Annotated in this window: 21 protein-coding genes and 2 tRNA genes; 13 read left to right on the forward strand and 10 right to left on the reverse strand. The window is 69.9% G+C overall.

Annotation, left to right across the window (positions count from 1 at the left end):
- The first annotated feature begins 30 nt into the window (after positions 1-30).
- From GA0070607_RS19575 to GA0070607_RS19585, 3 genes are all read left to right on the forward strand, one after another.
- Entirely contained in the window at positions 31-2,148 is a 2,118-nt protein-coding gene (locus tag GA0070607_RS19575; protein ID WP_089019499.1) for a ThuA domain-containing protein, read from the forward strand.
- A gap of 235 nt (positions 2,149-2,383) precedes the next feature.
- Complete coding sequence (locus GA0070607_RS19580; protein WP_157743180.1) at positions 2,384-2,878, forward strand: sensor histidine kinase; 495 nt, start codon at positions 2,384-2,386, stop codon at positions 2,876-2,878.
- Between the two features lie 218 nt (positions 2,879-3,096).
- Complete coding sequence (locus tag GA0070607_RS19585; RefSeq protein WP_089019501.1) at positions 3,097-4,104, forward strand: sugar phosphate isomerase/epimerase family protein; 1,008 nt, start codon at positions 3,097-3,099, stop codon at positions 4,102-4,104.
- A gap of 39 nt (positions 4,105-4,143) precedes the next feature.
- Here the strand turns inward: GA0070607_RS19585 and GA0070607_RS33425 are convergent, their stop codons facing one another.
- From GA0070607_RS33425 to GA0070607_RS19605, 5 genes are all read right to left on the reverse strand, one after another.
- Positions 4,144-4,455, reverse strand: a complete 312-nt coding sequence (locus GA0070607_RS33425) for an ROK family protein (RefSeq protein WP_231929989.1) — start codon at positions 4,453-4,455, stop codon at positions 4,144-4,146.
- A gap of 32 nt (positions 4,456-4,487) precedes the next feature.
- Positions 4,488-4,628, reverse strand: coding sequence for a hypothetical protein (locus GA0070607_RS33430; protein WP_231929991.1), 141 nt, complete (start codon positions 4,626-4,628; stop codon positions 4,488-4,490).
- 104 nt (positions 4,629-4,732) lie between these two features.
- Positions 4,733-5,803: a sugar phosphate isomerase/epimerase family protein gene (locus GA0070607_RS19595; RefSeq protein WP_231929998.1), complete on the reverse strand. Its 1,071-nt coding sequence runs from the start codon at positions 5,801-5,803 to the stop codon at positions 4,733-4,735.
- Positions 5,804-5,897: 94 nt separating this feature from the next.
- Positions 5,898-9,227: a ThuA domain-containing protein gene (locus GA0070607_RS19600; RefSeq protein ID WP_089019502.1), complete on the reverse strand. Its 3,330-nt coding sequence runs from the start codon at positions 9,225-9,227 to the stop codon at positions 5,898-5,900.
- A 275-nt stretch (positions 9,228-9,502) separates the two neighbouring features.
- Complete coding sequence (locus tag GA0070607_RS19605) at positions 9,503-9,922, reverse strand: hypothetical protein (RefSeq protein ID WP_089019503.1); 420 nt, start codon at positions 9,920-9,922, stop codon at positions 9,503-9,505.
- A 292-nt stretch (positions 9,923-10,214) separates the two neighbouring features.
- Here GA0070607_RS19605 and GA0070607_RS19610 point away from each other — a divergent pair.
- The 5 genes from GA0070607_RS19610 (at position 10,215) to GA0070607_RS19630 (ending at position 14,412) form a co-directional block, all read left to right on the forward strand.
- Positions 10,215-10,287: transfer RNA gene (locus GA0070607_RS19610), tRNA-Asn, on the forward strand.
- A gap of 180 nt (positions 10,288-10,467) precedes the next feature.
- Positions 10,468-12,591 carry an MMPL family transporter gene (locus GA0070607_RS19615; protein ID WP_089019504.1) on the forward strand — a complete coding sequence of 708 codons (2,124 nt, stop codon included), beginning with the start codon at positions 10,468-10,470 and terminating at the stop codon, positions 12,589-12,591.
- Positions 12,581-13,819 carry an FAD-dependent oxidoreductase gene (locus tag GA0070607_RS19620; protein WP_089019505.1) on the forward strand — a complete coding sequence of 413 codons (1,239 nt, stop codon included), beginning with the start codon at positions 12,581-12,583 and terminating at the stop codon, positions 13,817-13,819. The genes GA0070607_RS19615 and GA0070607_RS19620 overlap by 11 nt, the downstream gene beginning before the upstream one ends.
- 141 nt (positions 13,820-13,960) lie before the next feature.
- Positions 13,961-14,037: transfer RNA gene (locus GA0070607_RS19625), tRNA-Ile, on the forward strand.
- A 93-nt stretch (positions 14,038-14,130) separates the two neighbouring features.
- Positions 14,131-14,412 (forward strand): tRNA-specific adenosine deaminase, encoded by a 282-nt coding sequence (locus GA0070607_RS19630; RefSeq protein WP_269458387.1) that lies wholly within the window; start codon positions 14,131-14,133, stop codon positions 14,410-14,412.
- Positions 14,413-14,512: 100 nt separating this feature from the next.
- Here the strand turns inward: GA0070607_RS19630 and GA0070607_RS19635 are convergent, their stop codons facing one another.
- On the reverse strand, positions 14,513-14,977 hold the full coding sequence (locus GA0070607_RS19635; protein ID WP_231930000.1) for a DUF402 domain-containing protein: 465 nt from the start codon (positions 14,975-14,977) through the stop codon (positions 14,513-14,515).
- Positions 14,978-15,232: 255 nt separating this feature from the next.
- Between GA0070607_RS19635 and GA0070607_RS19640 the strand changes: the two genes are divergently transcribed.
- On the forward strand, positions 15,233-15,961 hold the full coding sequence (locus tag GA0070607_RS19640) for an IS110 family transposase (RefSeq protein ID WP_231930002.1): 729 nt from the start codon (positions 15,233-15,235) through the stop codon (positions 15,959-15,961).
- 94 nt (positions 15,962-16,055) lie between these two features.
- On the opposite strand, the gene GA0070607_RS19645 is transcribed toward GA0070607_RS19640, so the two are convergent.
- Positions 16,056-16,541 (reverse strand): GNAT family N-acetyltransferase, encoded by a 486-nt coding sequence (locus GA0070607_RS19645; RefSeq protein ID WP_157743181.1) that lies wholly within the window; start codon positions 16,539-16,541, stop codon positions 16,056-16,058.
- Positions 16,542-16,732: 191 nt separating this feature from the next.
- Here GA0070607_RS19645 and GA0070607_RS19650 point away from each other — a divergent pair, with 191 nt between their 5' ends.
- Positions 16,733-17,419 (forward strand): HAD family hydrolase, encoded by a 687-nt coding sequence (locus GA0070607_RS19650; RefSeq protein WP_089019508.1) that lies wholly within the window; start codon positions 16,733-16,735, stop codon positions 17,417-17,419.
- Positions 17,420-18,356: 937 nt separating this feature from the next.
- Here the strand turns inward: GA0070607_RS19650 and GA0070607_RS19660 are convergent.
- The 3 genes from GA0070607_RS19660 to GA0070607_RS19670 are packed head-to-tail and all read right to left on the reverse strand — an operon-like array spanning position 18,357 to position 21,337.
- A complete protein-coding gene (locus tag GA0070607_RS19660) occupies positions 18,357-19,301 on the reverse strand; it encodes an aminoglycoside phosphotransferase family protein (RefSeq protein WP_231930004.1) in 945 nt (314 codons plus the stop codon).
- An 11-nt stretch (positions 19,302-19,312) separates the two neighbouring features.
- Positions 19,313-20,515, reverse strand: coding sequence for an MFS transporter (locus GA0070607_RS19665; protein WP_089019511.1), 1,203 nt, complete (start codon positions 20,513-20,515; stop codon positions 19,313-19,315).
- A gap of 33 nt (positions 20,516-20,548) precedes the next feature.
- Positions 20,549-21,337 (reverse strand): SDR family oxidoreductase, encoded by a 789-nt coding sequence (locus tag GA0070607_RS19670; RefSeq protein ID WP_089019512.1) that lies wholly within the window; start codon positions 21,335-21,337, stop codon positions 20,549-20,551.
- Between the two features lie 56 nt (positions 21,338-21,393).
- On the opposite strand from GA0070607_RS19670, the gene GA0070607_RS19675 reads away from it, so the two are divergent.
- From GA0070607_RS19675 to GA0070607_RS19685, 3 genes are all read left to right on the forward strand, one after another.
- Positions 21,394-22,383, forward strand: coding sequence for an ArsR/SmtB family transcription factor (locus GA0070607_RS19675; RefSeq protein ID WP_089019513.1), 990 nt, complete (start codon positions 21,394-21,396; stop codon positions 22,381-22,383).
- 126 nt (positions 22,384-22,509) lie between these two features.
- Positions 22,510-23,043 carry a SigE family RNA polymerase sigma factor gene (locus GA0070607_RS19680; protein ID WP_089019514.1) on the forward strand — a complete coding sequence of 178 codons (534 nt, stop codon included), beginning with the start codon at positions 22,510-22,512 and terminating at the stop codon, positions 23,041-23,043.
- Positions 23,033-24,133 carry a hypothetical protein gene (locus tag GA0070607_RS19685; RefSeq protein ID WP_157743182.1) on the forward strand — a complete coding sequence of 367 codons (1,101 nt, stop codon included), beginning with the start codon at positions 23,033-23,035 and terminating at the stop codon, positions 24,131-24,133. Before GA0070607_RS19680 ends, GA0070607_RS19685 begins: the two co-directional genes overlap by 11 nt.
- The last annotated feature ends 9 nt before the right edge of the window (positions 24,134-24,142 follow it).

The raw sequence follows: 24,142 nt of genomic DNA on the forward strand, positions 1-24,142 counted from the left end.
GCCCCTCCTAACCGCAATTAGGAGAGCGATATGCGCAGACTCCTGCGACCCGTCCTCGGCGCGGCCACCGCCGTCCTCGCCGTCCTCGCCTGCACCACCCCGGCCAGCCCGGCCAGCGCCGCCGACGCCCCCTACGACGTGCTGGTCTTCTCCAAGACGGCCGGCTTCCGGCACGACGCGATCCCGGTCGGCATCCAGACCATCCGCGACCTGGGCGCGGGCAACAGCTTCACCGTCACCGCCACCGAGGACGCCGCCGCCTTCACCACCGCCAACCTCAACCAGTACGAGGCGGTCGTCTTCCTCAACACCACAGGTGACGTGCTCAACGCCAGCCAGCAGACGGCCTTCGAGTCGTACATCGGCTCCGGCCGGGGGTACGTGGGCGTGCACGCCGCCGCCGACACCGAGTACGACTGGCCGTTCTACGGCAACCTGGTCGGCGCGTGGTTCGCCTCGCACCCGGCCATCCAGCAGGCCAACGTCAAGGTGGAGGACCGGGGGCACGCGGCGACCGGGCACCTGCCGCAGACCTGGACCCGCACCGACGAGTGGTACAACTACCGGACCAACGCCCGGTCCACGGCCCACGTGCTGGCCACCCTCGACGAGTCGTCGTACTCCGGTGGCGGGATGGGCGCCGACCACCCGCACTCCTGGTGCAAGAGCTACAGCGGTGGCCGGTCGTTCTACACCGGCGGCGGGCACACCCAGGCGTCGTACGCCGAGCCGGCGTTCCGGGCGCATCTACTCGGCGGCATCCGGTACGCGGCCGGTCGCAGCAAGGCCGACTGCCGGCCCGAGACCGGCTACACCCCGCTCTACAACGGCTCGACCAGCGGCTGGTCGCAGGCTGGCCCGGGCAACTTCACCAACTCCGACGCCACCCTCACCTCGGTGGGCGGGATGGGGCTGTTCTGGTACAACGCCAAGCAGTTCACCAACTACTCGTTGAAGCTGGACTGGAAGCTGGCCGGGGACGACAACTCCGGCGTGTTCATCGGCTTCCCACCCTCCAGTGACCCCTGGTCGGCTGTGGACAACGGCTACGAGATCCAGATCGACGCCACCGACGCGGCAGACCGCACCACCGGATCGGTCTACACCTTCAAGTCCGCCGACATCGCCGCCCGTGACGCGGCGCTGAACGCGCCGGGGGAGTGGAACACCTACGAGTTGCTGGTCGAGGGTGAGCGGTTGCAGATCTTCCTCAACGGCGTGAAGATCAACGACTTCACCAACACGAACCCGGTTCGTTCGTTGGCCGGGCACATCGGCATCCAGAACCACGGCACCGGCGACGACGCCTCGTTCCGCAACATCCGGATCAAGGAGCTGGGCACCACGCCGCCGCCGACGGGGAACACCACAGTCCAGGCCGAGGCTTTCAGTTCGGCCAACGGGGTCACCCCGTTCACCAAGGCGGGCGCCAATGGTGGCCAGACCATCGGCTACATCGACCCGGGTGACTGGGCCGCGTACAACGGCGTGAACCTGACCGGGGTCACCTCGTTCACCTCCCGGGTCGTCTCGGGCGGCGCGGGCGGCACCATCCAGGTCCGTACCGGCTCGGCCACCGGCCCGGTGCTCGGCTCGGTCGCGGTGCCGAACACCGGCAGCTGGACCACCTTCGCCAACGTCACCACCGCGCTGTCCGGTGTCCCGTCCGGCGCCCAGAGCCTCTACCTCACCTTCACCGGTAGTGGCACCGGGCTCTTCGACGTGGACGACTTCACCCTGGTCAGGGGCGGCGGTGGCGGCACGCCGGGAGTCGGCCCGATCAAGGGCCTGGGCGGCAAGTGCCTCGACGTGCGGAACAGCGGCACCGCCGACGGCACCCAGATCCAGATCTACACCTGCAACGGGAGTACGGCGCAGACCTGGACCGTGACGCCGAACTCGACGGTCAAGGCGCTGGGCAAGTGCCTGGACGTGTCCGGCAACGGCACCGCCGACGGCACCAAGATCCAGCTCTGGACCTGCAACGGCACCGGGGCGCAGAACTGGGCGGCCCAGGCCGACGGCAGCCTGCGCAACACGTCGTCGAGCAAGTGCCTCGACGTCTCCGGGAACAACTCCGCGGACAACACGGTCGTGCACCTCTGGACCTGCAACGGCGCGGCCAACCAGAAGTGGACGCTGCCCTGACCGGCTGAGTCTGGAGGGGCTCCCCGGCACGGCGGACGGCCCCTCCAGGCCACTCGACCTCGGCGCTGACGCATCCCGCCGGTTGTGCCCCGGCCGGCGGGATGCGTCGCGCTCACGTCGATGGACGCCCACGCGCCGGCAACCCGGGTCGCCGGTCGGCGCGGCACCCGCGAGCCGCGAGGCAGTCGGTACGCCGCGGGCGGGGTTCGCAGCCGGCTGCCGTACCTTGACCAGCATGGGGCGTTTCGCGCAGTGGCGCCGGATGGTGCGGGCGCAGGGGAACCGGCTGCGCTGGGCGCTGCGCGGCGCCGAGGAGCCGGACACGTCGACCGGGCCGGCGCCCAGCCTGAACCGCCTGGACGCTCTGGTGGAGGGATTCGCCGCCGGTCAGCCCGTGCACTGGACCCTGGCCGGGCCGCCCCGGCCGCTGCCCGGCGCGGTCGACGCAGCGGCGTACCGGATCATCGAGGAGTCGCTGACCAACGCGCATCGACATGCGCCGGGCGCACCGGTCGCGGTCCGGCTGCGCTACGACGCCACGGGCATCACCATCGAGGTACGCGACGACGGCGCTGGTGCCGCGCCGATGGGCGGGGGCGCCGGGCACGGTCTGATCGCACTGCGTAGGCGCGCCGAGCGGATCGGCGGCACCTTCTCCGCAGGCCCACGCGCCGGGGGTGGCTTCGTCGTCCGGGCTGTCCTGCCCGCTCCCGAGGAGGTGGCCGAGTGACGATCCGGCGGCGGGGCTTTCGCGATGGGGCCCGGCGGAAATAGGGTGGGGCCGGCGACCGTGACGGTGGCCGGTGACCCGGTGGGAGGCGCAACCCGCCGGGCCCAGGTGCGTTCCGCACCCACCGGTGTCCCGTCCCGGTGCCGCGTACCGCTCTGACCGGTCACCCTCGCCCCGGTCCGCACACGGAATCCCCATCACAACAGGGGAGAAGGACAATGGCGCGACCCATCACGCTCTTCACCGGCCAGTGGGCCGACCTGCCGTTCGAGGAGGTCTGCCGGCTCGCCTCCGAGTGGGGCTACGACGGTCTGGAGATCGCCTGCTGGGGCGACCACTTCGAGGTCGACAAGGCGCTCGCCGACGACTCGTACGTCGATCGCAAGCGGGAGACGCTCGCGAAGCACAACCTCGAGGTCTTCACGATCTCCAACCACCTCGTCGGTCAGGCGGTCTGCGACCACCCGATCGACGAGCGGCACCAGGACATCCTGCCCGGCCGGATCTGGGGTGACGGGGAGCCCGAGGGCGTCCGCCAGCGGGCCGCCGAGGAGATCAAGGACACCGCACGGGCGGCGGCGAAGCTCGGGGTGAAGACGGTCGTCGGCTTCACCGGCTCGTCGATCTGGCACACCCTGGCGATGTTCCCGCCGGTGCCGCCGGCGATGATCGAGCGCGGCTACCAGGACTTCGCCGACCGGTGGAACCCGATCCTCGACGTGTTCGACGAGGTGGGGGTGCGCTTCGCGCACGAGGTGCACCCCAGCGAGATCGCGTACGACTACTGGACGACCAAGCGCACGCTGGAGGCGATCGGCAACCGGCCCGCGTTCGGGTTGAACTGGGACCCGTCGCACTTCGTCTGGCAGGAACTGGACCCGGTGAACTTCATCTTCGACTTCGCCGACCGGATCTACCACGTGGACTGCAAGGACGCCAAGGTGCGTACCGGGGACGGTCGGCGCGGCCGGCTCGCCTCCCACCTGCCCTGGGCGGACCTGCGCCGCGGCTGGGACTTCGTCTCCACCGGGCACGGGGACGTGCCCTGGGAGGACTGCTTCCGGGCGTTGAACGCCATCGGCTACGCCGGGCCCATCTCGATCGAGTGGGAGGACGCCGGGATGGACCGGCTGGTCGGCGCACCCGAGGCGTTGCAGTTCGTCCGCCGGCTCGCCTTCGACGCCCCGTCCGCCGCCTTCGACGCGGCCTTCAGCAGCAAGGACTGAACCGAAGCTGCCGGGGGTCGACCGTTGGTCGGCCCCCGGTCAGTCGACGGCGAAGACGCACTCGCTGGTTGGCCGCGCCGCACCCACCACCCCGGCCCGGCCGGCCAGGTCGGACAGGACGATCGGCATGGTGCCGGTGGTGAGCGGCGCCGATCGGCGGTAGACCACGGCGCGGATCTCGGCGAGCAGGACGTGCCCGAGGCCGTCCACCGCGCCCCCGATGACGACGATGCCGGGGTTGAAGATGCTGACCAGGCCGACCAGCACCCGACCGAGGCGGCGGGCGGCGTCGCGTACCACCGTCCGCGCGGCCGGGTCGCCGGCGGTCGCCGCCCCGGCGACGTCGCGCACGGTGGGGGTGCCCGCCTCGGCGAGCCGGGCGGTCAGCGTGGGGGACCGGCCCGTCCGGGCGGCGGCGAGCAGCCCAGCACGTCGCCCAGATCCACCCGGGACCGGGGACCGTCGTCGCGCAGCAGCCGGACCAGCCGGGACTGGTGCGTGTTCTCCGGCGTGACGAGCACCATCGCCACCACCTCCGGCCGGAGTTTCGCACGGCGGTGTTTCGGCCGCATGGCGCGAGGGGCCGCATCCGATGACGGATGCGGCCCCGGCGTGCGTGTCGGGTCGGTCAGCCCCGCAGACCCGACATGTGCTGGTAGCTGATCTCCGCGAACCGCAGCGAGCGGCCCGGGTCGGCGGCGCCGCCCGGTGCGTTGTCCTGCTCCCACATCGGGTTGTGGTAACCCTTCGCGCCCATGTTGGCGAAGAAGTTCCCGTAGTCGATGTCACCCTCGCCGAGCGGCACCATCTCGTACCCGGCCGCGCTGGCCGGGTTGTACGTGCCGTCCTTCGCGTGGAACAGCGGGAACCGGATCGGCTGGGCCGCGACCACGGCCAGCGGGTCGAAGATGCTGGTCTGGGTCACCCCGTCCGGGTCGGTGTAGCTGCGGAACCGGTGCTGGGCCACGTGCGCCCAGTAGATGTCCATCTCGAACCAGACCCACTCCGGGTTGGTCAGCCCGATGAAGTACTCCAGCTTCCGCACCCCCGACGACCGGGTCGGCCGGCCTTGGGCGTCCAGCGGCCCGCTGTCGAGCAGGAAGTTGTACGCCGCGTCGTGGTTGTGCGTGTAGAGCTTCAGCCCTCGAGCGGCGGCCATCTCGCCGAAGGTGTTCCACCGGTCGACGGCGGCGTCCCAGTCGGCCTTGTAGTTGCTGCCGGTCGGGTCGTTGCCGGTGCCGATGTGGGTCATGCCCAGCGTCTCGGCGATGTCCAGCTGCTGCTCGAACTGCGCGATGGTGGTCGGGTTGACGGTGCCTGGCACCGAGGCGTGCGAGCCGTTGGCGCGCAGACCGTTGTCGTCAAGGATCTTGCGGATCTCCTCGGGGGTGATCTGTCGGCCCAGGATGGAGCTGTGCTGCGTGTAGCCGGCGAACTCCACCTCCTTGTAGCCGATCTCGGCGAGCCGACCGAGCACCCGCTCGAAGCCGTAGGGCACCTCGGTGGCGTCCGGGACGGCGCTGATCCGGTCCCGGACGCTGTAGAGGATGATGCCGCGCTTGCCGGTGGGGACCAGCAGGCCGTTGCCGGCGAAGGCCGGGGAGGCCAGGCCGGTGGCGCCGACCGCTGCCGCGCCGGCGACGCCGGCAAGGGCGCCGAGCATCCGGCGACGGCTCATTCCGTGCTGACTGTCGTTCATCTGCTGCTGCCTTCCTTGGTACGTGTTCTCGATGTGGGTGACGGGTTGAGCGGTGGGCCGGGGCCGCTGGCGGCGACCCCGGCCGTGGCGGTCGCTACGGCGCGACGCCGATGCCCTGACCGGTGAACTCGACCCAGTTCAGGTTGCCGAGACCGCTGGTCGGACCGCCCGGGACTGTGGTGAACACGAGGTAGAGTCGGTGCGTGCCGCCCGGATCGGTGACCGGCGCGGTGGTGCTGGTGAAGGCGTTGTTGCCGCTGGTCGCGTTGACCACGGCGGTGGTCAGCACCGGGCCGGTGGGCGAGTCGAGCCGCAGCTGGACGCCGAACCGGGGCTGCCCGGCGGTGGCCGCGCTGCCGCCGGAGGTGCGCAGCGTGACCGACTGCATGTTCCGCAGGTTCACGCCGTTGTTCACCGCGATCCAGTCGCCCGGGTCGAGGCTGCCGCGCTGCTGCCCGCCACCCGTGTCGGAGCTCGCGCCGACGGTGGTGCCGGACTCGTTCGTGGCGAACTCGACCTCCTGCCGCTTGGCCTGGACGATCTGCTGGTCCACTGTGGTCAGTGCCGGCTGCCCGTTCGCCCCCTTGTCGCTGTAGGAGGCGCTGACCACGCCGTAGATGTAGCCACCGTGCGACGCGTCGTCAGGGTCCGTGGGCAGGACGCCCGAGCAGCCGAACTGGTTGGCCTCACCGTGGCCGTGGCTGTCGTGGCCGAGGACGAAGGTCACCTCGACCTTGGCGCAGTCGACAGGCCCGTCCTCGGGGTCGGTGACCGTGACCGACCACGGGATGTCGTCACCCCAGCTGAAGAAGCCGCCTTCCACCGGGGTGGTAACGGTCACCGTCGGGGCGGTGTTGCCGACCGTGATGGTGGTGTTGGCCGACGCGGTCTTGCCGCTGGAGTCGGTCACCGTCAGCCGCGCGGTGTAGACGCCGTTGGCGGTGTAGGTGTGCGTCGGGTTCGGGTCGACGGAGTCGGTCGTGCCGTTGCCGTCGAAGTCCCAGGCGAACGAGATGGAGTCCGCCGGGTCCGGGTCCTTCGACCCCTCGCTGCTATACGCGACGGTCAGCGGCGCTGCGCCGTTGGTCCGGTCGGCCGTGAGCACGGCGTTCGGCGCCCGCAGGCCCTTGACGTAGCTGAACTTCAGCATGGCCGCGTCGGGGTTGACGTTGAAGAACCCATCGCCGTACGTCAGCAGGTAGAAGCTGCCGTCGGGACCCCACTTCATGTCCATCGGGTTGTCGCAGAGGAACGGCTTGGCCGAGGTGGTGGGCGCCTGACCGCAGTTCAACACATTGTTGATCTTCAGGATGTCGCCCCGGTCGTCCAGCCGGATCTCCTTGAGCGTGTCCCGGGTGAACTCGCCGAAGATGATCGCGCCGTCGAAGTACGCGGGGAACTTCGTCTCCGACCTCAGCTCCGGGTCGTAGTCGTAGCGCGCCGCGCCGTGCGGTCCGACGCCGCCGGTGCCCAGTTCAGGGAAGAGCACGGGGCAGGTCTGCGTCGGGGTGGACAGGTAGGACTCCGGGCACGGGGTCGGTGCCTGGAACGAGTACCAGAGCTCCGATTTCTGCACCGCCGGCAGGTCGGTCAGGCCGGTGTTGTGCCTTGAGGTGTTGCGCGGCGCCGCGCAGTCGAACGGCGCGACCGGAGAGATCGGGTTGGTGGTCCAGTTCATCTCGATGTACGGCAGGTTCGGCTGCACGCACATCGGCCAGCCGTAGTTCGCCGGCTTGTCCACCACCATCATCCGGCCGGTTCCCGCCGGTCCCCGGCCGACCGCCGCGGTCGACGAGTCGGGGGAGTAGTCGGTGATGTAGGCGACGTCGTTCTTGTCGAGGGTGATCCGGAACGGATTCCGGAAGCCCATCGCATAGATCTCGGGGCGGCTCTTGTCGCCCGAGTCCTGCGCCTCGGGGAACATGTTCCCTTCGGGGGCCGTGTAGCTGCCGTCGGCTCCCACCGCGATGCGCAGGACCTTGCCGCGCAGGTCGTTGGTGTTGGCGGCGCTGCGCCGGGCGTCCACGAACGGCGCCTGGTAGACCCCACTGGCGCTGACCGAGTCGTTGTGCGGGGAGAAGCCGCCGGACCCGCCGCCGCCGGCCGGGGTGTCGTCCCCGGTGACCAGCCAGAGGTTGTTCTTCGAGTCGAACGCGATGTCACCGGCCACGTGGCAGCAGGCGCCCCGGTCCACCGGCACCTGGAGGATCTTCTGCTCTGATGCGACGTCCAGCGACGGGGTCTCGCCGTCGATGAACTTGAAGCGGGAGAGCTGGAAGTAGCCCTTCCACTGGTCCCAGGCCGCCGGGTCGGTGCTGGTGGTGGGCGCGCCGCCGGCCGGAGTGTCCAACGGCGGGGCGTAGTAGAGGTAGACCCACCGGTTGGTGGCGAAGTCTCGGTCGACCGCCGGCCCGTACATCCCGTCCTCGCTGTGCGTGTAGACCGGGATCTGGGCGAGCACGCTGGTCGTGTTGGTCTCCGGGTCGTGCAGCCGTACGCCACCGCGGCGGTCGGTCTGGATCACCCGGCCGTCGGGCAGCACGTCGAAGCCGATCGGCTCGTTGACGTTGGGCTGCGCGCCGATGACCTCCATCTGGTAGTTGGCCAGCACGGTCGCGCCGCAGTCGCCGTCGGTGGTGCCGGACGCCCACTGGATCGCCCCGGCGAGGTGAGCGCGTAGGTCGGCACCGGAGAAGCTCTCCGGAGTGGCGCCGAGTCCGGTGTAGAAGGACCGGCCGCCCTGGTAGTCCTTGCACCAGGTGACCGGGTGGTCGATGCCCATGGTGCCGCCGGAGTACGTCTTCTCGTCCACCGTGGCCAGGACGTGTGAGACGCCCCGGACGTTGGCCGCGAAGTTGTACCACCGGTCGGTCGTGGTCCACCGCTCCGGCAGCGGCGCGGACGCCGGGTGCACCCGGTCGGCGACGGTCACCGTGGCTGGGCTGGCCGGCGCGGGGGCGCCCACGGCCCGGGTGCCGAGCACGTTGTCGAGGAAGGCCCAGCCTGGCTCGGCCTCGATCGCGGAGTGCACGCCGACGAAGCCGCCGCCGTCGCGGTAGTACTGCTCGAACGCGGCCTGCTGGCGGTCGGTCAGCACGTCGCCGGAGGTGTTCAGGAAGACCACCGCACGGAACTGCTTCAGGTGCGGCTCGTCGAACTTCCGGGCGTCGTCGGTCACCTCGACCGTGAAGCGCCGGTCGTTGGCGAGTTGGCGGATCGCCTCGACGCCGGCGTCCGTGGTCGCGTGGTTGCCGGCGGCCGACCGGGTGAAGACGAGAATCTTGTACTGGATGCCGTTGCTCCCGGCCGCGGGCGCGGCCTGCGCCGGTGTGGCCCGTTGTGGTTCGGTCGCGACGAGCGTCGCGCCGACGAGGGTGAGAAGGCTGAGATAGGTGGCGGCTCTTCGGCCGATTGGTCTACGCATCGAACCTCGCTCTGGTCGGGCGGGTCCGCCTCAGCATCGGTACGTCGCTGAGGAGGTCGCGGGAGTACCAAGAGCCTGGCCAGGTTCTACGCAGGACGATATTTGCGCCCGGCACTAAAGAGAAGAGGTTAGCAGCGGAAGTTTTCGATGAAGTGGTCGAACTTTCGCTCCAAATCGGAGAAAGTCCCCCAGTGGTGGCCGTGTGCCGCCCTGACGTGCGCAGACGCGAACAGGCCCGGCCGCCACAGTGGCAGCCGGGCCCTTCGGGTGTGCGTCTACAGGGTGCTGGCGTTGGTGCCCGAGCCGGACGGCTTGGTGCGGGGGGTGGCCGACGGCGACCCGGAGGTCGTGCCGACCGCGCTGCTGGTGCCCGACGAGCCGGAGCCCGCCTTGGCGCCGACGGTGGCGGGCGTGCCGGCGAACGCGTCGTCGGCGGCGGTCAGCTCCTGCTTGCCGGAGCTGCCGTTGCCCGTGCCCAACTTCTCGCCCAGCTTCGTCTGGCCGAGCTTGTCCTTGCCCTCGCTGTAGAGCCGGTTGGCCTGGGCCTGCGCGACCCCGGCCGCCTCCTGGACGGTCGGGTGGTCGAGCACCTTGCGGCCCCGGACGACCAGCTCCTCGTACTTCTCCCGGCCGGCACGGGCGCCCAGGACGAATCCCGCAGCCAGCCCGCCAAGAAACATGATCTTTCCGCGCATGGCGGCTCCTTCCGTACCTGACGCGCCGTCGCCCCGGCGGGCTGCCCCGTCGGGAGCGACCAATTCGCGCCTGCGTCCTCTGTCCGCAGCTAACTACCCATCCTGCTCTCCGCCCATACCTGCTTGTGCCCGGATGACGATTTGCCCCGATTATCGATGGGCCCCGCTGCTGACCTGGGCATCTGGATCATGGAAGGCGGGAGGCCCAACCCACTGGACCACCACCCCCGGATGTCCTGTACTCTTGTCCCGTCGCACGGCGTCGGGGAGATCCGGGCCGAGCGGTGCACGGTCCCCTGTAGCTCAATTGGCAGAGCAGCCGGCTGTTAACCGGCAGGTTATTGGTTCGAGTCCAATCGGGGGAGCTTCTCCACCCAACGCCCGTCGGCAGCAAGCCGACGGGCGTCTTCGTGTTCCACAACCCCGTGGTTCACCCGGAGTGACCGGTTTGGGGTCTCCGCGCCCCGCTCGCCCGGCAGGATGGTCGCTGTCGACTTAGACTCCCGCTGCGTCGATTGGTGCGTCGATCCTTGGGGTGAATGCCGATGTCCGGACGAGGGGGCCACGCCCGGGCCACCCTGATCGCGGTGGCGGTCGTGCTGGCCTGGCTGGTGATCGGGGGCGTGGCCGGGCCGTACTCCGGGCGCCTCGGCGAGGTCGCCACCAACGACAACGCCGCCTTCCTGCCCACCGACGCCGAGGCGACCCGCGCGCAGGACCTCGCCGGCGAATTCGTCGACCGGCAGACCATCCCGGCGCTTGTCGTTTACGAACGGACCTCGGGCATCACGGACGCGGACCGGCAGCGGGCGAGCGCCGACGTGGCCCGCTTCGCGCAGGTGCCCGGCGTGGTCAACCCGCTGCCCCCGCCGATCCCCAGCGAGGACGGCCAGGCGCTCCAGGTCGTCGTGCCGGTGGACGACGCGGAGGGCGAGGAGATCGGCTCGGTCGTCGAGCGCCTGCGCGACATCGCCGGCGGTGACCGGGACGGGCTCACCGTCGACGTCGCCGGACCCGCCGGGCTGCTCGCCGACCTGATCGAGGTCTTCTCCGCCATCGACGGGCCACTACTGCTGGTCACCCTGGTCGTGGTCCTGGTAATCCTGCTGATCGTCTACCGCAGCCCGGTGCTCTGGGTCTTCCCGCTGCTGGCCGCCGGGATGTCGTACGCGCTGGCTTCGGTCTTCGTCTACCTGCTCGCCGACGCCGACGTGCTCAAACTCAACGGCCAGGCCCAGGGCATCCTCACCGTGCTGGTCTTCGGCGCCGGCACCGACTACGCGCTGCTGCTCATCGCCCGCTACCGGGAGGAACTGCACCGGCACGACCGCCCCTTCCACGCCATGCGTACGGCGTGGAAGGGCGCCGCCCCGGCCATCATCGCCTCCGGCGGAACGGTCATCGTCAGCCTGCTCTGCCTGCTGCTGTCCAGTCTCAACTCCAACCGGGCGCTCGGCCCGGTCGCCGCCATCGGCATCGCCGCCACCCTGCTGGTGATGCTCACCTTCCTGCCCGCACTGCTGCTGCTCGGCGGCCGGTGGGCGTTCTGGCCGCGACGGCCCCGGGCCGACCAGGCCGACCCGCAGACCGAGCACGGCATCTGGGGCCGGATCGCCGGCTTCGTGGCCCGGCACGCCCGACCGGTCTGGCTGAGCACCGCCGTCGTGCTGGCCATCCTCACGCTCGGCCTCACCCAGCTCGGCGCCACCACCCTCGGCCAGTCCGACCTGTTCACCCAGCGCACCGACTCGGTCGACGGCCAGGAGGTCATCGCCCGGCACTACCCGGCCGGCACGGGCAGCCCGGCCACCATCTTCGCCACCGAGCAGACCGCCCGGCAGGTGGCCCAGGTGGCGCAGAACGTGCCCGGCGTCGCCGCGGTCCGCCCGGTCAGCGCAACCCAGCAGTCCGGCCCGCCCGACGGAAACGCCCCGCCGAAGGTCGTCGACGGGCGGGTCCAACTCGACGCGACCCTCGCCGACCCACCGGACAGTGACGGCGCGGAGCGGACCATCCGGGAGCTGCGGGTGGCCGTACACCAGGTGCCCGGCGCGGACGCGGTGGTCGGCGGCTTCACCGCGATCAACGTGGACACCTCGGACGCCGCCCGCCGCGACCAGAACGTCATCATCCCGGTGGTGCTCGTCGTCATAGCGGTCATCCTGGCCCTGCTGCTGCGCGCACTCCTCGCACCGGTGCTGCTGATCGCCACCGTGCTGCTGAGCTTCGCGGCCACGCTCGGCCTCTGCGCGCTGCTGTTCCGCCACGCCTTCGACTTCCCCGGGGTGGACGCGTCGTTCCCGCTGTTCGCGTTCGTCTTCCTGGTCGCACTCGGCATCGACTACAACATCTTCCTGATGAGCCGGGTCCGGGAGGAGTCGGTCAAGCGGGGCACCCGCGCCGGGGTGCTCGCCGGTCTCGCCGTCACCGGCGGAGTGATCACCTCCGCCGGCATCGTGCTCGCCGCGACCTTCTCCGCGCTGGCCGTCCTGCCGCTGGTGGTGCTGGTCGAACTGGGCACCGCGGTCGCGGTGGGAGTGCTCATCGACACCATCATCGTCCGGTCGTTGCTGGTGCCCGCGCTCGCGTACGACATCGGGCCGAGAATCTGGTGGCCGGGCCGGTTGTCCCGGGCGAACGGTGAGCGGGAGGCACGCCATGCTCGCTGAGACCGACGTCGTCATCGTCGGCGGCGGCCTGGCCGGCCTCGCCGCCGCCCGCCGGCTGCACCGCGCCGGCGTGCCCTGGCGGCTGCTGGAGGCCAGCAGCCGGATCGGTGGCCGGATCGCCACCGACGTCGTGGACGGCTACCTGATCGACCGCGGCTTCCAGGTGCTCAACACCGCCTACCCCCGGCTCGGCACACTGCTGGACACCGACCGGCTCGACCTCGGCTACTTCACCTCCGGGGTGCTGGTGCGCAAGGGCGACGACCTGCTGCGGCTGGTCAACCCGCTGCGCGAGCCGACCGGCGGCCCCCGCACCGCGCTGGCCGGGGTCGGCACCCTGCTCGACCGGCTGCGCTTCGCCGCGCTCGCCACCGGCTGCGCCACGCTGCCCGCGTCCCGGCTGCTGACAGCGCCGGAGACCAGCGCGGAGGTGGCGCTGCGCCGGGCGGGCCTGTCCGACGCGATCATCGAGGAGCTGCTGCGGCCGTTCCTGTCCGGCGTGCTCATCGACCGGGAGCTGGCGACCTCCAGCCACGTGCTGGCGATGGTGCTGCGCTCGTTCGCCCGCGGCCGGATCGGGCTGCCCGCCGAGGGAATGGCCGCGCTGCCCCGGGCGATCGCCGCCCCGCTGCCGGCCGACCTGATCACGCTGGACACCCCGGTCGCCGAGGTCGCGCCCTGCCGGGTCCGCACCCAGGCCGGCGACATCCGCTGCCGGGCCGTCGTGGTCGCCGTCGACCCGCCCGCCGCGGCCGCGCTGCTGCCGGCCCTGGCGACGGTACGGATGCACAGCTACACCACCTACTACCACAGTGCGCCCGAGCCGCCGCTGACCGAGCCGATCCTGCTCGTCGACGGTGACCGGCGGGAGACGGTCGCCAACACCGTGGTGGTCAGCAACGCCACCCCGACGTACGCGCCAGCCGGGCGGCACCTGGTGGCCACCTCGGTGGTCGGCCCGACGGCCCCGCCCGAGCCGACCGTACGGGCCGAGTTGACCCGGCTGTACGGCCGGTCCACCGCCGACTGGACCCACCTCACCACCGTCGCCGTCCCCGACGCGCTACCCGCCGCGCCGCCACCGCAGGAGCGACTGCGCAAGCCGGTCGCGCTGGGGGAGGGGCTTTTCGTGGCCGGCGACCACCGCGACAGCCCGTCCATCCAGGGCGCGCTGACCAGCGGCTGGCGTACCGCCGGAGCGGTGCTGGCGGAGTTGCGTGCCGAGTGACCGGCTGCCGCGCGGGGTCCCCGGGCGGTCGGCAGCGCGCTGTTATATTCCTGTTGCCCATCGTGCTGCTGCTCGCGTGGGCGCCGGTCGGCTCGGTGCTGGCCGCCGGCCGCCGGGCGGGATAAGATCCGGCGCGGTGTCGGGGCGGTAGCTCAGCCGGTTAGAGCAGGGGACTCATAATCCCTCGGTCGCGGGTTCGAGTCCCGCCCGCCCCACCAGCCGTTTTCCCTGGTCAGCCATGCTGCCGACGACCCGGACGGACCGCGTCGAGGTCCGGGCCGACCCCCTCAGTCCGCACTGAGTCCGCAGCAGTGTTCGAAGACGGCGTCATGTACGCCAGCAGTGAGCCCTGCCCCATGTGCCTCATGGCCTGCTACTGGGCACGCATCCCCCGCCTGGTCTTCGGAGCCACTAGCCACGACGTAGCCACCTACGGCTTCGAGGACCACCAGTTCTACCGAGAGGTCGCCCAACCGGCCGAGCGGCGTTCACTCGGCGAAGAGGTTGCCGAAGGAGCACTCCGGGACCAGGCCGTCGACGTATTGCGCAAGTGGGCCGACATGCTGCCCTCACCGGTCGTACCCAAGCTCTGACAGAGCCCACTGACAGAGCCCACTGCCGAGTCCCACCACATGCCTGACGGATCCGTCCCAGGACCTGCTTGACGGTTGGCCTAGCTGCACCCATGGCGACTTACTTCTTCGCGATCGAAGTGGCAGTGGAGTTGGCGACGATGAGACCGCGGCTGGGCGTGTCCCACCAGTAGGGCAGGGAGGCCGGGTCCGGCTGGAAGTCGCACCAAGTGCCGTCGAATGGGAACTCGCCGCGCTCGGCGCAGGCGATGAGTCGTTCGCCCTCGGCGCGGATCTGCGCGGCGTCGTCGAGGTCCCAGAAGAGCGGGTCGCCGGTCTGTGCGGCGAACTCGTCCTCGTCCTTCCAGACCCAGCTGCGATCTGGGGCGACGAGTACGTCGAGGGCATGGTCTTGCACGTCGACGCCCCCGGCCCAGCGGTCAACGGGGGCTTCCAGGTTGATGTACCAGCCGGCAAAAGCGCCGTTGGCCCCCCATGACCACCAGATTGAGTGAGCAGCGCCTGGCGGCATCACCATCAGTGTTCGGTATGGCTGCCAGAAGCCGGGCTGAAGCAGGGTCGGCATGGTCAACTCGTCGCGAAGGGGCGGAGATCGAGTGGGAATGCCGTCCAAAGCGGTGCGGCGCACGGTTACGTTTGCTGTCCTCATCCCGATTCGTCGGCCAGCTCGGTGGCCCCGGCAGCTGCATGTCACCGGTCAGGCGTCGTGACCTGATAGGAGCTTGTGCGAGAGGCGCCCACCACTGTGTTGTCCGCATCGCCTGACCGGTGACGTGTCCACGTGTTCTCGACGCGACCGAGAAAGGCGGACCTCACCAGCATGGCAGCGAAGAAGCGATCTGTTATCGGTGGTGTCGACACCCACCGCGACACGCACCGCGCCGCCGTCATCGACAGCACTGGCGGGCTCCTGGCCGACGCCGAGTTCCCCGCGACCACCGCCGGCTACGTGGATCTGTTGGCCTGGATGCGCTCCTTCGGGCGGGTAACCGCCGTGGGCGTGGAGGGCACCGGCAGCTACGGCGCCGGACTGGCCCGCTATCTGACCAGCAAAAAGATCACCATCAGGGAGGTGGACCGGCCGGACCGCCGCGCCCGCCGCAACCAGGGCAAGTCCGATCCGATCGACGCGATGACCGCCGCCCGCGCCACCCTCGCCGGCACCGCCATGGGCACCCCGAAGACCCGCACCGGACCGGTCGAGGCGATCCGCGCCCTCAGGGTCGGCCGCCGAGGAGCGGTCAAGGCCCGCACCGCCGCCCTGAATCAGATGTGCGGCCTGGTCGCCGCCGCCCCCGAACCCCTGCGAGCCCACCTGACCAGGGCCAGCGCCGCCGTGCTGGTCAGCCGCTGCGCTGTCCTGACCTACGACCCGGCCAGACTTCACGAACCGGAGCACGCCACCGCCGCAGCCCTGGTCGGGCTCGCCCGCCGGGTCACCGCCCTCACCGAGGAGATCACCGCTCTCGACCGGCAGGTGACACCCATCGTCGAGAGGCCTAGCGCACCACCGAAGGCCTCAGCAAGCAAGAAATCCTGCGCTGCCTGAAGCGCTACATCGTTTGCGACGTCTACACCGCCCTGGCCGCAGACTTCGCCGCCCTGACCACTTGACCTCCCTCGGAACATCGGGGTGGCTCGGCTCACTCGGCGATGACGACGGTGTATTCGACCGTGGCGCCGCTCTGTTCGCACATGTGCTTGCCGACCTCGACGAAGCCGAGCGATCGGGTCAGGCGCAGACTGCGCTCGTTCCACGACTGCACCACCGCGCGGAGCCGGTGAATGCCGGTCGTGGACCGATAGTGGTCCAACACAGCGGAGGCGAAGTGCGCCCCGTTGCCCTGCCCGACCATGGCCGGATTCATGCCCACGCCTACGTCGAGCACCCCGTCCTCCGGTTTCAGGCCGGGCACCGTCGCCTCAGCCCCGGAGCAGCAGAACCCGACTAACGGACCGCCGTCGACACCCGCGACCGCAAGGTAGGCCGCGTTGTCACTCATCAACCCGTCTTCCGGCCGCGAGTCGTAGATCCGCCACGGGCCGTCATACCTCCACTCGGCGATCTGCCCCGCGTCCTCGGTCGTGAGCGGACGGACAAGAAGCTGCGCAGGCCATACCTCGGTCATCGGAGCATTCTCACCGATCCGGAGCTGCCCCGGGGATGACGGCATCCGCGCTCATCGACACGCCGTGATCGTTCCTTCGCGAAGGGATCAAGCTTCGCTGGCGAGGCGGTCGCCAGCGAAGCTTGACATCCATAGGAGCATCGGGATGGCAAGCAAGGGGACAGCGGTGACGATCTCAGTAGGATGCTGAGATGTCTCGACCAGTGATCTTCGACCTCTTCCATACCTTGATCCATGGGGCCGACGAGGAGCGTGACCGGGTAGTCGGCGAGATGGCGGTCATGGTCGGCGTAGTTCCGGCCGAGCTGGTCGCCGCGTACCACGCCACGTGGCGGGACCGGCTGGTCCGATGGGATGTGGAGGAGACCATCCGCATCCTCGCCGGGCGGCTCGGCAGCACACCTACCAACGAACAGGTGACACGGGCCGGTGAGCATCGGCGAGCCCTCGGACGCCGAGTGCTGGACAGCGTCTCGACCGCCACCCTGGACGTGCTCGACGCGCTACGCGGCGAAGGACATCCCCTGGCCCTCATCAGCAACGCCTCCTCGGACACCGCCGAGCCATGGCCGCAGAGTCCGCTCGCCGGACGGTTCGATATCGCGATCTTCTCCTGCGATGTCGGGCTGGCCAAGCCCGACCCGGCGATCTATCACCTTGCTGCCGAGCGCCTGGGCGTTCGGCCGGCAGAGTGCGTCTTTGTTGGCGACGGCGCAGACGGTGAGCTGGCCGGAGCGGCAGCGGTGGGTATGACCGTCTTCCGGACCACGGAGCACAACGACACCGATCCGGGCTGGGGCGGGCCGGCTTTCGCTACCCTGGGCGACCTGCCCGCCATACTCCGAGAGCCGTCCAAGGTCATGGAGCCGGCCGAGTAGAGCGGTCAGTACAGCCAGTCGTACAGCCAAGCCCACCGGCTGACGCCGGCGCTACCCGACACCGGCAGACGGGCTGACCAGGGCAGCAGCGACCCGACCAGCCATCCGCGATCTTCTTCTAATCTGCAGGCCAGCATGGGCCATCCGTGGGCCAGCAACCCTGGGCGCGTAGCGGGCACGAGCGGGCACGAGGCGCAACCGGGCCGGCCGCCGCCGGCAGGCGTTTCGGGCATCACGACCGGTCGAGCGCGCTCTTCCAAACTGACGCTCCGCGCCCAACTCCGAGCAGTCCGCCCTTCGGACATCAAAGGTGGTTGATACACTCCGCGCCCATGGAGAGGCGCTACGCAGCAGCCACCCTGTCCCTGTCCCTCGCGGCACTTCTCACCGCCTGCACCAGCAGTGCGTCGCGTGACGAGCAGATGGAGTACCTGCACAAGATGGCTCAGCGTGGAGCCGAAGCACATGCCGTGTACAAGAGCCAGGGAGACGCCGGCGACCCGGATAAGTGTGAATCGGCCTACAGACTCTACAGTGGACCCCAAGGGAACGACGCGCCTGACGTCGGGAACTACGACGAAAAAATCGCCTTCCTGAAAGAAGGCGAGAGGTTATTCATGGGCAGCTGCATGAGCGGCACGCCGTCGCCGGTCTCCGCGCGGAGTAAGCCCGCCAGCCCTTCCGCCCCACCGGCCTCCCGGGCGACTACGTAAGCATCCCATCGGCTGACGCCAGCACCCCGACCGATTGGCGGTCCGCGTCTGGTCCGCAAGAGGCCCACGGATGGCAGGGGACATAATCCCTCGGTCGCGGGTTCGAGTCCCGCCCGCCCCACTCCATGACGTGATCTCGCTTCTGACTTGCGCTTCTGCGGTTCGCGTGACCGGAGGGCGGCGTCCAGTAGGTGGCGGTGCGCGACGTGTTCGGGCGTGCCGGCTCAGGCTGATGGCGGTTCGGCGATGATGCGCGCGAGAGTGCGTCGGCCCATCCGACTCATCGTGGCGTTGGTCTGGTGGTAGTACCAGACCACCCCCATTGCCTGCTGGAAGGCCCACGCTTTGCCGCGCTCCCATTCGAGATCGTCGCAGCCGAGTTGCTGCCGAAATGCCTGACGTGGCTCGCGTTCCAGTAGGTGCCAGGCACTTACGAGGTCAAGGGCAGGGTCGGCAGGCCCCAGTCCGCCCACGTCGAGAACCCCGGCCAGCCGCCCGTCGGAGACGAGGACGTTTCCCGGAATGAGATCACCATGGTTCATCCTGTCCGGGGCCTCGCCCCGCGGCAGTTCCCTCATGACCTCCCAGATCCAGCGGAGCCGCGGGACGTCCAGCAGCGTCTCGCTGTGCCCGAAGCAGGTCTCCATCCAGCCGTCGTGCGCTGGTAGCTCGCCACCGCGACCCTGGCCTGTGAACGTGCGTCCCCGTGTGTCGATGGCTCGCACGCCACTGACGAATTCGGCCAGATCGTGCGCGAACGCGAACGAGTCACGCGGGTCCTGGTCGGTGGCTACGACACCGGGTACCCACGTCTGTACCGACCACGGAAGCGGGTAGTCGATACCGGGTGCACCGATGGCGACCGGCTCGGGGGTGGGAAACCGCGTCCGACCCATCAGTTCTCGGGCCGCTTCCGCTTCGCGTTCCAGCCAGCCCTGCGCCGCGTCGACCTCACGAGGCTGAAGGGGGAACCGGGCCGTGAATCGTTCCCCGATACGGAAGATGGCATTGACCGTTCCCTGCGAAGCGACGTGCCTGACAGGCAGGCTCCGCCACTCGGGGAACTGCGCGTCCACCAACTCACGCACCACGTCGAGTGAGACTGTGAGCTGGCCATCGTGCATCGGCACATCCGGCGATAGGGGTGCGCGGTGGGTAGCGGCTGGCACGACAATCATCCTTAGTCAGGTGTTCTGGGCGGCGACTGTGGCTCGAGGGTGCCGGTGACAGGGCTTGATGCCAGGTGGCGGGCAAGAGCGATCGCGGCGAGGAGCGCCAGGACCGCGCATACGCCCAGCCACCCGAAGTGGGCGTAGGCGCGGGATCCGAGCCAGGAACCCACACTGCCCCCGAGGTAGGCGCAGGTCATGTAGGCGGTGTTGCGTCTGCTCCGGGCTTCGGGCCGTAGGGCGTAGATGCGCACCTGGTTGGCGACCATGCCGGACTGCATTCCGACGTCGAGCAGCAATGTGCCGAGCGCCAGTGCCGCGAGGCCCCCCGCCCCGCCGAGGCTGGCGAGCGCGAGGACGGCGGCCGAGGCGATGATCCCGAGCAGGCAGGCCAGGTTCATCGCGTCGCTGCCCCGACGGTCCACCAGCCGTCCGACGACCGGGGTGCACAGCATTGTCACCGCGTTGACCAGGGCGAGCGTTCCGACCGCCGGTGCGCCCAAGTCGTATGTGGGGCCGGTGAGCAGCAGCGCGACGGCGGTCCAGACCGCGGAGAAACCGGCGAATACCGTCGCCTGGTAGAAACAGGAGCGGCGCAGGTCGGCCTCGGTGCGTAGCAGGCGCAGCGACTCGGCCAGCAGCGCCGGGTACCGGTGCCCGGACGGCGGTCGTGTAGTCGGCAGTACGCGGGCCATGACCACGGCGATGAACAGCACGGATGCCGCCGCTGCCAGGTAGGGGGCCCGCCATCCGAACCAGTCGCCGATGGTGCCCGCGACGGTGCGGGACAGCAACATGCCACCGATCGAGCCACTCAGCAGGGTGCCGCTGACCACGCCAGACTGGTCGTCGGCAACGAGGCCGGCTGCCATCGGGCCGATGATCGGTGCGACCACGGTCGTGACCCCGACGAGGGCGCTCGCGCCGACGAGCGGCGGCAGCGCGGGTGCGGCGCTCGCGGCGAGCAGCCCCAGCCCGGTGAGGCCGAGCAGGGTGACGATCAGCGGGCGGTGCGGGAACCGGTCGCCGAGCGGCACCAACAGGAAGATCCCGGCGGCATAGCCGAACTGCACCGCGGTCACCACCAGGGCGGCCGAGTCGGCGCTGACGTGCAGGCTGGCGGAGACCAGCGGGCTGATCGTCTGGGGGAAGTAGATGTTTCCGACGGCGACCCCGCAGGTGAGGGCGAGGAGCACCAGCAGCCTGCGACTCATTTGAGCACCGCCGGTTCGAAAGCGTCGATCACGTCAGTCCACCGGCCCGCCGGCGACGTAGATGACCTGGCCGGAGACGAACCCGGCTTCGGGGCTGACAAGGTACGACGCGGTGTGCGCGATGTCCTCGGGCTGGCCGACCCGGCGCACCGGGATGGTCTGCGCCACGATCCGCTGGTGCTCCTCGAAGCTGCGGCCCCGCCGCTGGGCCCCGACTCTGGTCATGTCACTGACCACGAAGCCCGGCCCGATGGCGTTCGCCGTCACGCCGTGCTGCCCGAGCCGCAGCGCGAGCGACTTGGTGAAGCCGATCAGACCGGCCTTCGCGGCGGCGTAGTCAACGCGGCCGGAATCGCCGAGCGCGGAGATGCTCGACATGTTGACGATCCGTCCCCAGCCGGCCGCCATCATGTAGGGGGTCACGGCCCGGGTGAGGAAGAACGCCCCGCGCAGACTGACCCCGACGACCGCGTCCCACTGCTCGGTGCTGGTCTCCTCGACGCCGGCGTTGGGGCCGCCAATGCCGGCGTTGTTGATCAGCACCGTCGGTGGTCCCAACTCGGCGGCGATCCGAGCGACAGCGGCGGCCACGGCCGACTCGTCGTTGACGTCGGCGGCGAAGGCCGCCGCTGTTCCGCCGTCGCGGGTGATGGCATCCACGGTGCCGGCGCAGTCTTCCTCGGCCAGGTCGACCACGGCGACCGCGAGGCCATCGTGCGCCAGACGCCTGGCCACCCCGGCGCCGATGCCGCGTGCCGCGCCCGTGACGATCGCCGTGCGCTGCCGATTGGCCTGGTCTGTCATGTTGATCTGGTCTGTCATGCCTGGAAGTCCACGGCACGGGTCGGTGGTCACCAAACGATGTAGCATATGGCTTAATGATCAGCTTCCTGCTCAGCGTCGAGGACCTCGCGGACACCCGCTTCGCGATCTCACCGATCTACCAGACCGTGCTCAGCCTGCGGGTATTGCGCGAGCCCGGCTTGTACGCGCTGCACCTGCCGTGGCGCAGGTCGGTTCTCGGCAGAATCGATGCGCCCGGTGCCGACCTGCTGATGTCCCTGGTCGGGCCAGACCGCGCCGTTGCGGATTTCCTGACGCCCCGGCCGACGGAGTTCGCCGTGACCTTCGAAGAAGAGTTGGCCGCAGTACGCCGGACGCCTCCGGATGTCGTTCGCCGCGACGTGTTGGCCGTGTACGGACGTGGCCGGCTTCCGGACATCTTGCAGGAGATCACCGCGGACGACGATGCTCCTGTCCTCGCACTCCGCGATGCCATCTGCGACCACCTGCAGCGTTACTGGGAGATCGCGATCAAGCCGACCTGGCCGCAGATGCGACTCGTCCTGGAAGCAGACATGACCTACCGCGCCCGACAACTGGCCGTTGGAGGCGCGCGCCTGCTCTTCGCCGACATGCACCCGAATCTGCGCTGGCAGGACGGCGTCCTGCACATCGACAAGATGATCGGCAGGCACCATGTCGCGGCAGCCGGCCGAGGACTTCTGCTGGTGCCGTCCGTGTTCTCCTACAAGCCCGCCCCGCCAGTCAGTCCGCAGGAACCGCCAGTGCTGGCATACCCCTGCCGTGGAGTAGCAACGCTCTGGGCGCCGACACCGACCGCCGACGCGACCGCCGTCACATCGCTCCTCGGCGCGCCCAGAGCGCGACTGCTCCACCTCCTTGCCGAACCGCTACCGACCGTGGAGATCGCCCGCCGGCTCACAGTCACACCCAGTGCCGTGTCACAGCATCTACAGGTCCTCCACGCGACAGGCCTGATCACTCGCGCCCGCGACGGACGGCACGTGCTGTACCGGCGCAGCCCTCTTGGCGATCAGTTGGCCGGCCAGCCGGCGGAGCAGTGATCCCAGTGGACCAAGGCGCTGCCCTTCGATGGGCGTTGCGCTGTTGCCGTGCGCGGATTTGATTGGCGCGCGCGTTAACCGCACCGTCCTCCCAGAGCGTTCATGGGGTGGGAGGTACACACGCACATGCAACGACCCCGGGAACTGAGGCCGCCGGAGGGCTTCGCCGAGTTCGTCGCGGCGCGCTCCGATGCGCTGCTGCGTTCGGCCTGGCTGCTCACCGGTGACGCCGGTCGGGCCGAGGACCTGTTACAGACGGTCCTGGCGGACGTCTGGCGGCGCTGGGCCACGATTATGGCTGTCGGGCATCCCGAGGCGTACCTGCGCAAGGCCTTGTTCACCACGTACGCGTCCTGGTGGCGGCGTCGCTGGCGCAATGAGATTCCAAGCCAGCCACCGGACAGGTCCGAATACGGCGACATCGCCGGGGAGTCCGCTGACCGGGACGCGGTACGCCGCGCCCTGGCCCGGCTCAGCCGACAGCAGCGGGCGGTCGTGGTGCTCCGCTACGTCGAGGACCTGACGGTCCAGCGGACAGCGGAAGTGCTCGGCTGCTCGCACAACACGGTCAAGGTGCAGGCCTTCCGTGCCCTACGGATTCTGCGTACCGATCCGAACCTTGAGCTGTCCGCCACCCGGAGGTCACGACATGACGCATGAAGATGAGGACATCAAGCTCCTGTTGACCGAGGCTGTTCCCCCGCTGGCGTCGCCACCGGATCGGGTTGGCGCGGTGGCGAGGCGGGTCCGCCGGCACAGGCAGCGGCTGATCGGAACTAGCGCGCTCGCCATGGCGATGACGGTTGCGCTAGGTGTCGCAGGGGTGCAGATCCTCACCGGCGGCAACCACGCCCCTCCATCTCAGACGGCGGACGACTCGGGCGGGCAAGGGCGGTGGACCTCGTGTGCCGACGCGGCACCGGAAATGGCCACTCCCGGCTTCCGGATCACGGCTGAAGACGTGGTCGTCCTGCCCCGCCTCGATGGTGACTTCACGCCGACAGCGGTCGTCATCTGCGGACACGAGACGCAGCGACGCGCTGACGGAGGCGAGGACATCGTGGCGACGGAACGTCGTGCCGACGACGTCGCCGCCCTCGTCACCGCGCTCCGCCTGCCGGACGAGTCGAGCACAAACCGAGGGGGGTGCTTCATGATGTTGGCATTGGCGCCCTGGCTGGCGGTCGTCGACGCCGACGGCCGGTGGATGCGGCCCGGGATTCCCCTCGACTCGTGCCGGAAACCGCGGCCCGAGGTACGTGAAGCCCTCGACGCACTGCCGCTGACCACGGTGGCGACCCGCCCGATCGCCGAGGTCGAGTCGGCCGAGGCCGCCACTGCCGGTTGCAGCCAGCGTTGGAAGGACATGCTGTCGGTGGAGACGACGAGAAAGCCGGGCCCCCGCACCGGAGCCCTCCCCGAACTGTTCCCCGCCGCGCAGCAGATTCGCCTCTGCGTTTACCAGGTACCGAAGAGCGCGGAGGGGAGCGACGGCGAGTTCGCGCACGGGACGGTGCTGCCGGCGGATCGCCGGGCGGCAATCGAGCACGCCCTCGATGCTGCCGGGCCGGCGGAGTCGTGCAACGGACACGCCAGCCGGTTCGCGCTGCTGTGGTCAGTGGCCGGCGGCGACCCGCAGACGTACGTCGAACTCGACGGTTGCCACCGGATCATGGTGGTCGCCGCTTCCGACGGCCCGGTGCTGGCGCAGGGCGACGCCGCACTGGCCGAGCTGATCGACAAGCCATGACACCATCCG

The organism is Micromonospora coriariae (assembly GCF_900091455.1).
GTDB classification, from domain to species: domain Bacteria; phylum Actinomycetota; class Actinomycetes; order Mycobacteriales; family Micromonosporaceae; genus Micromonospora; species Micromonospora coriariae.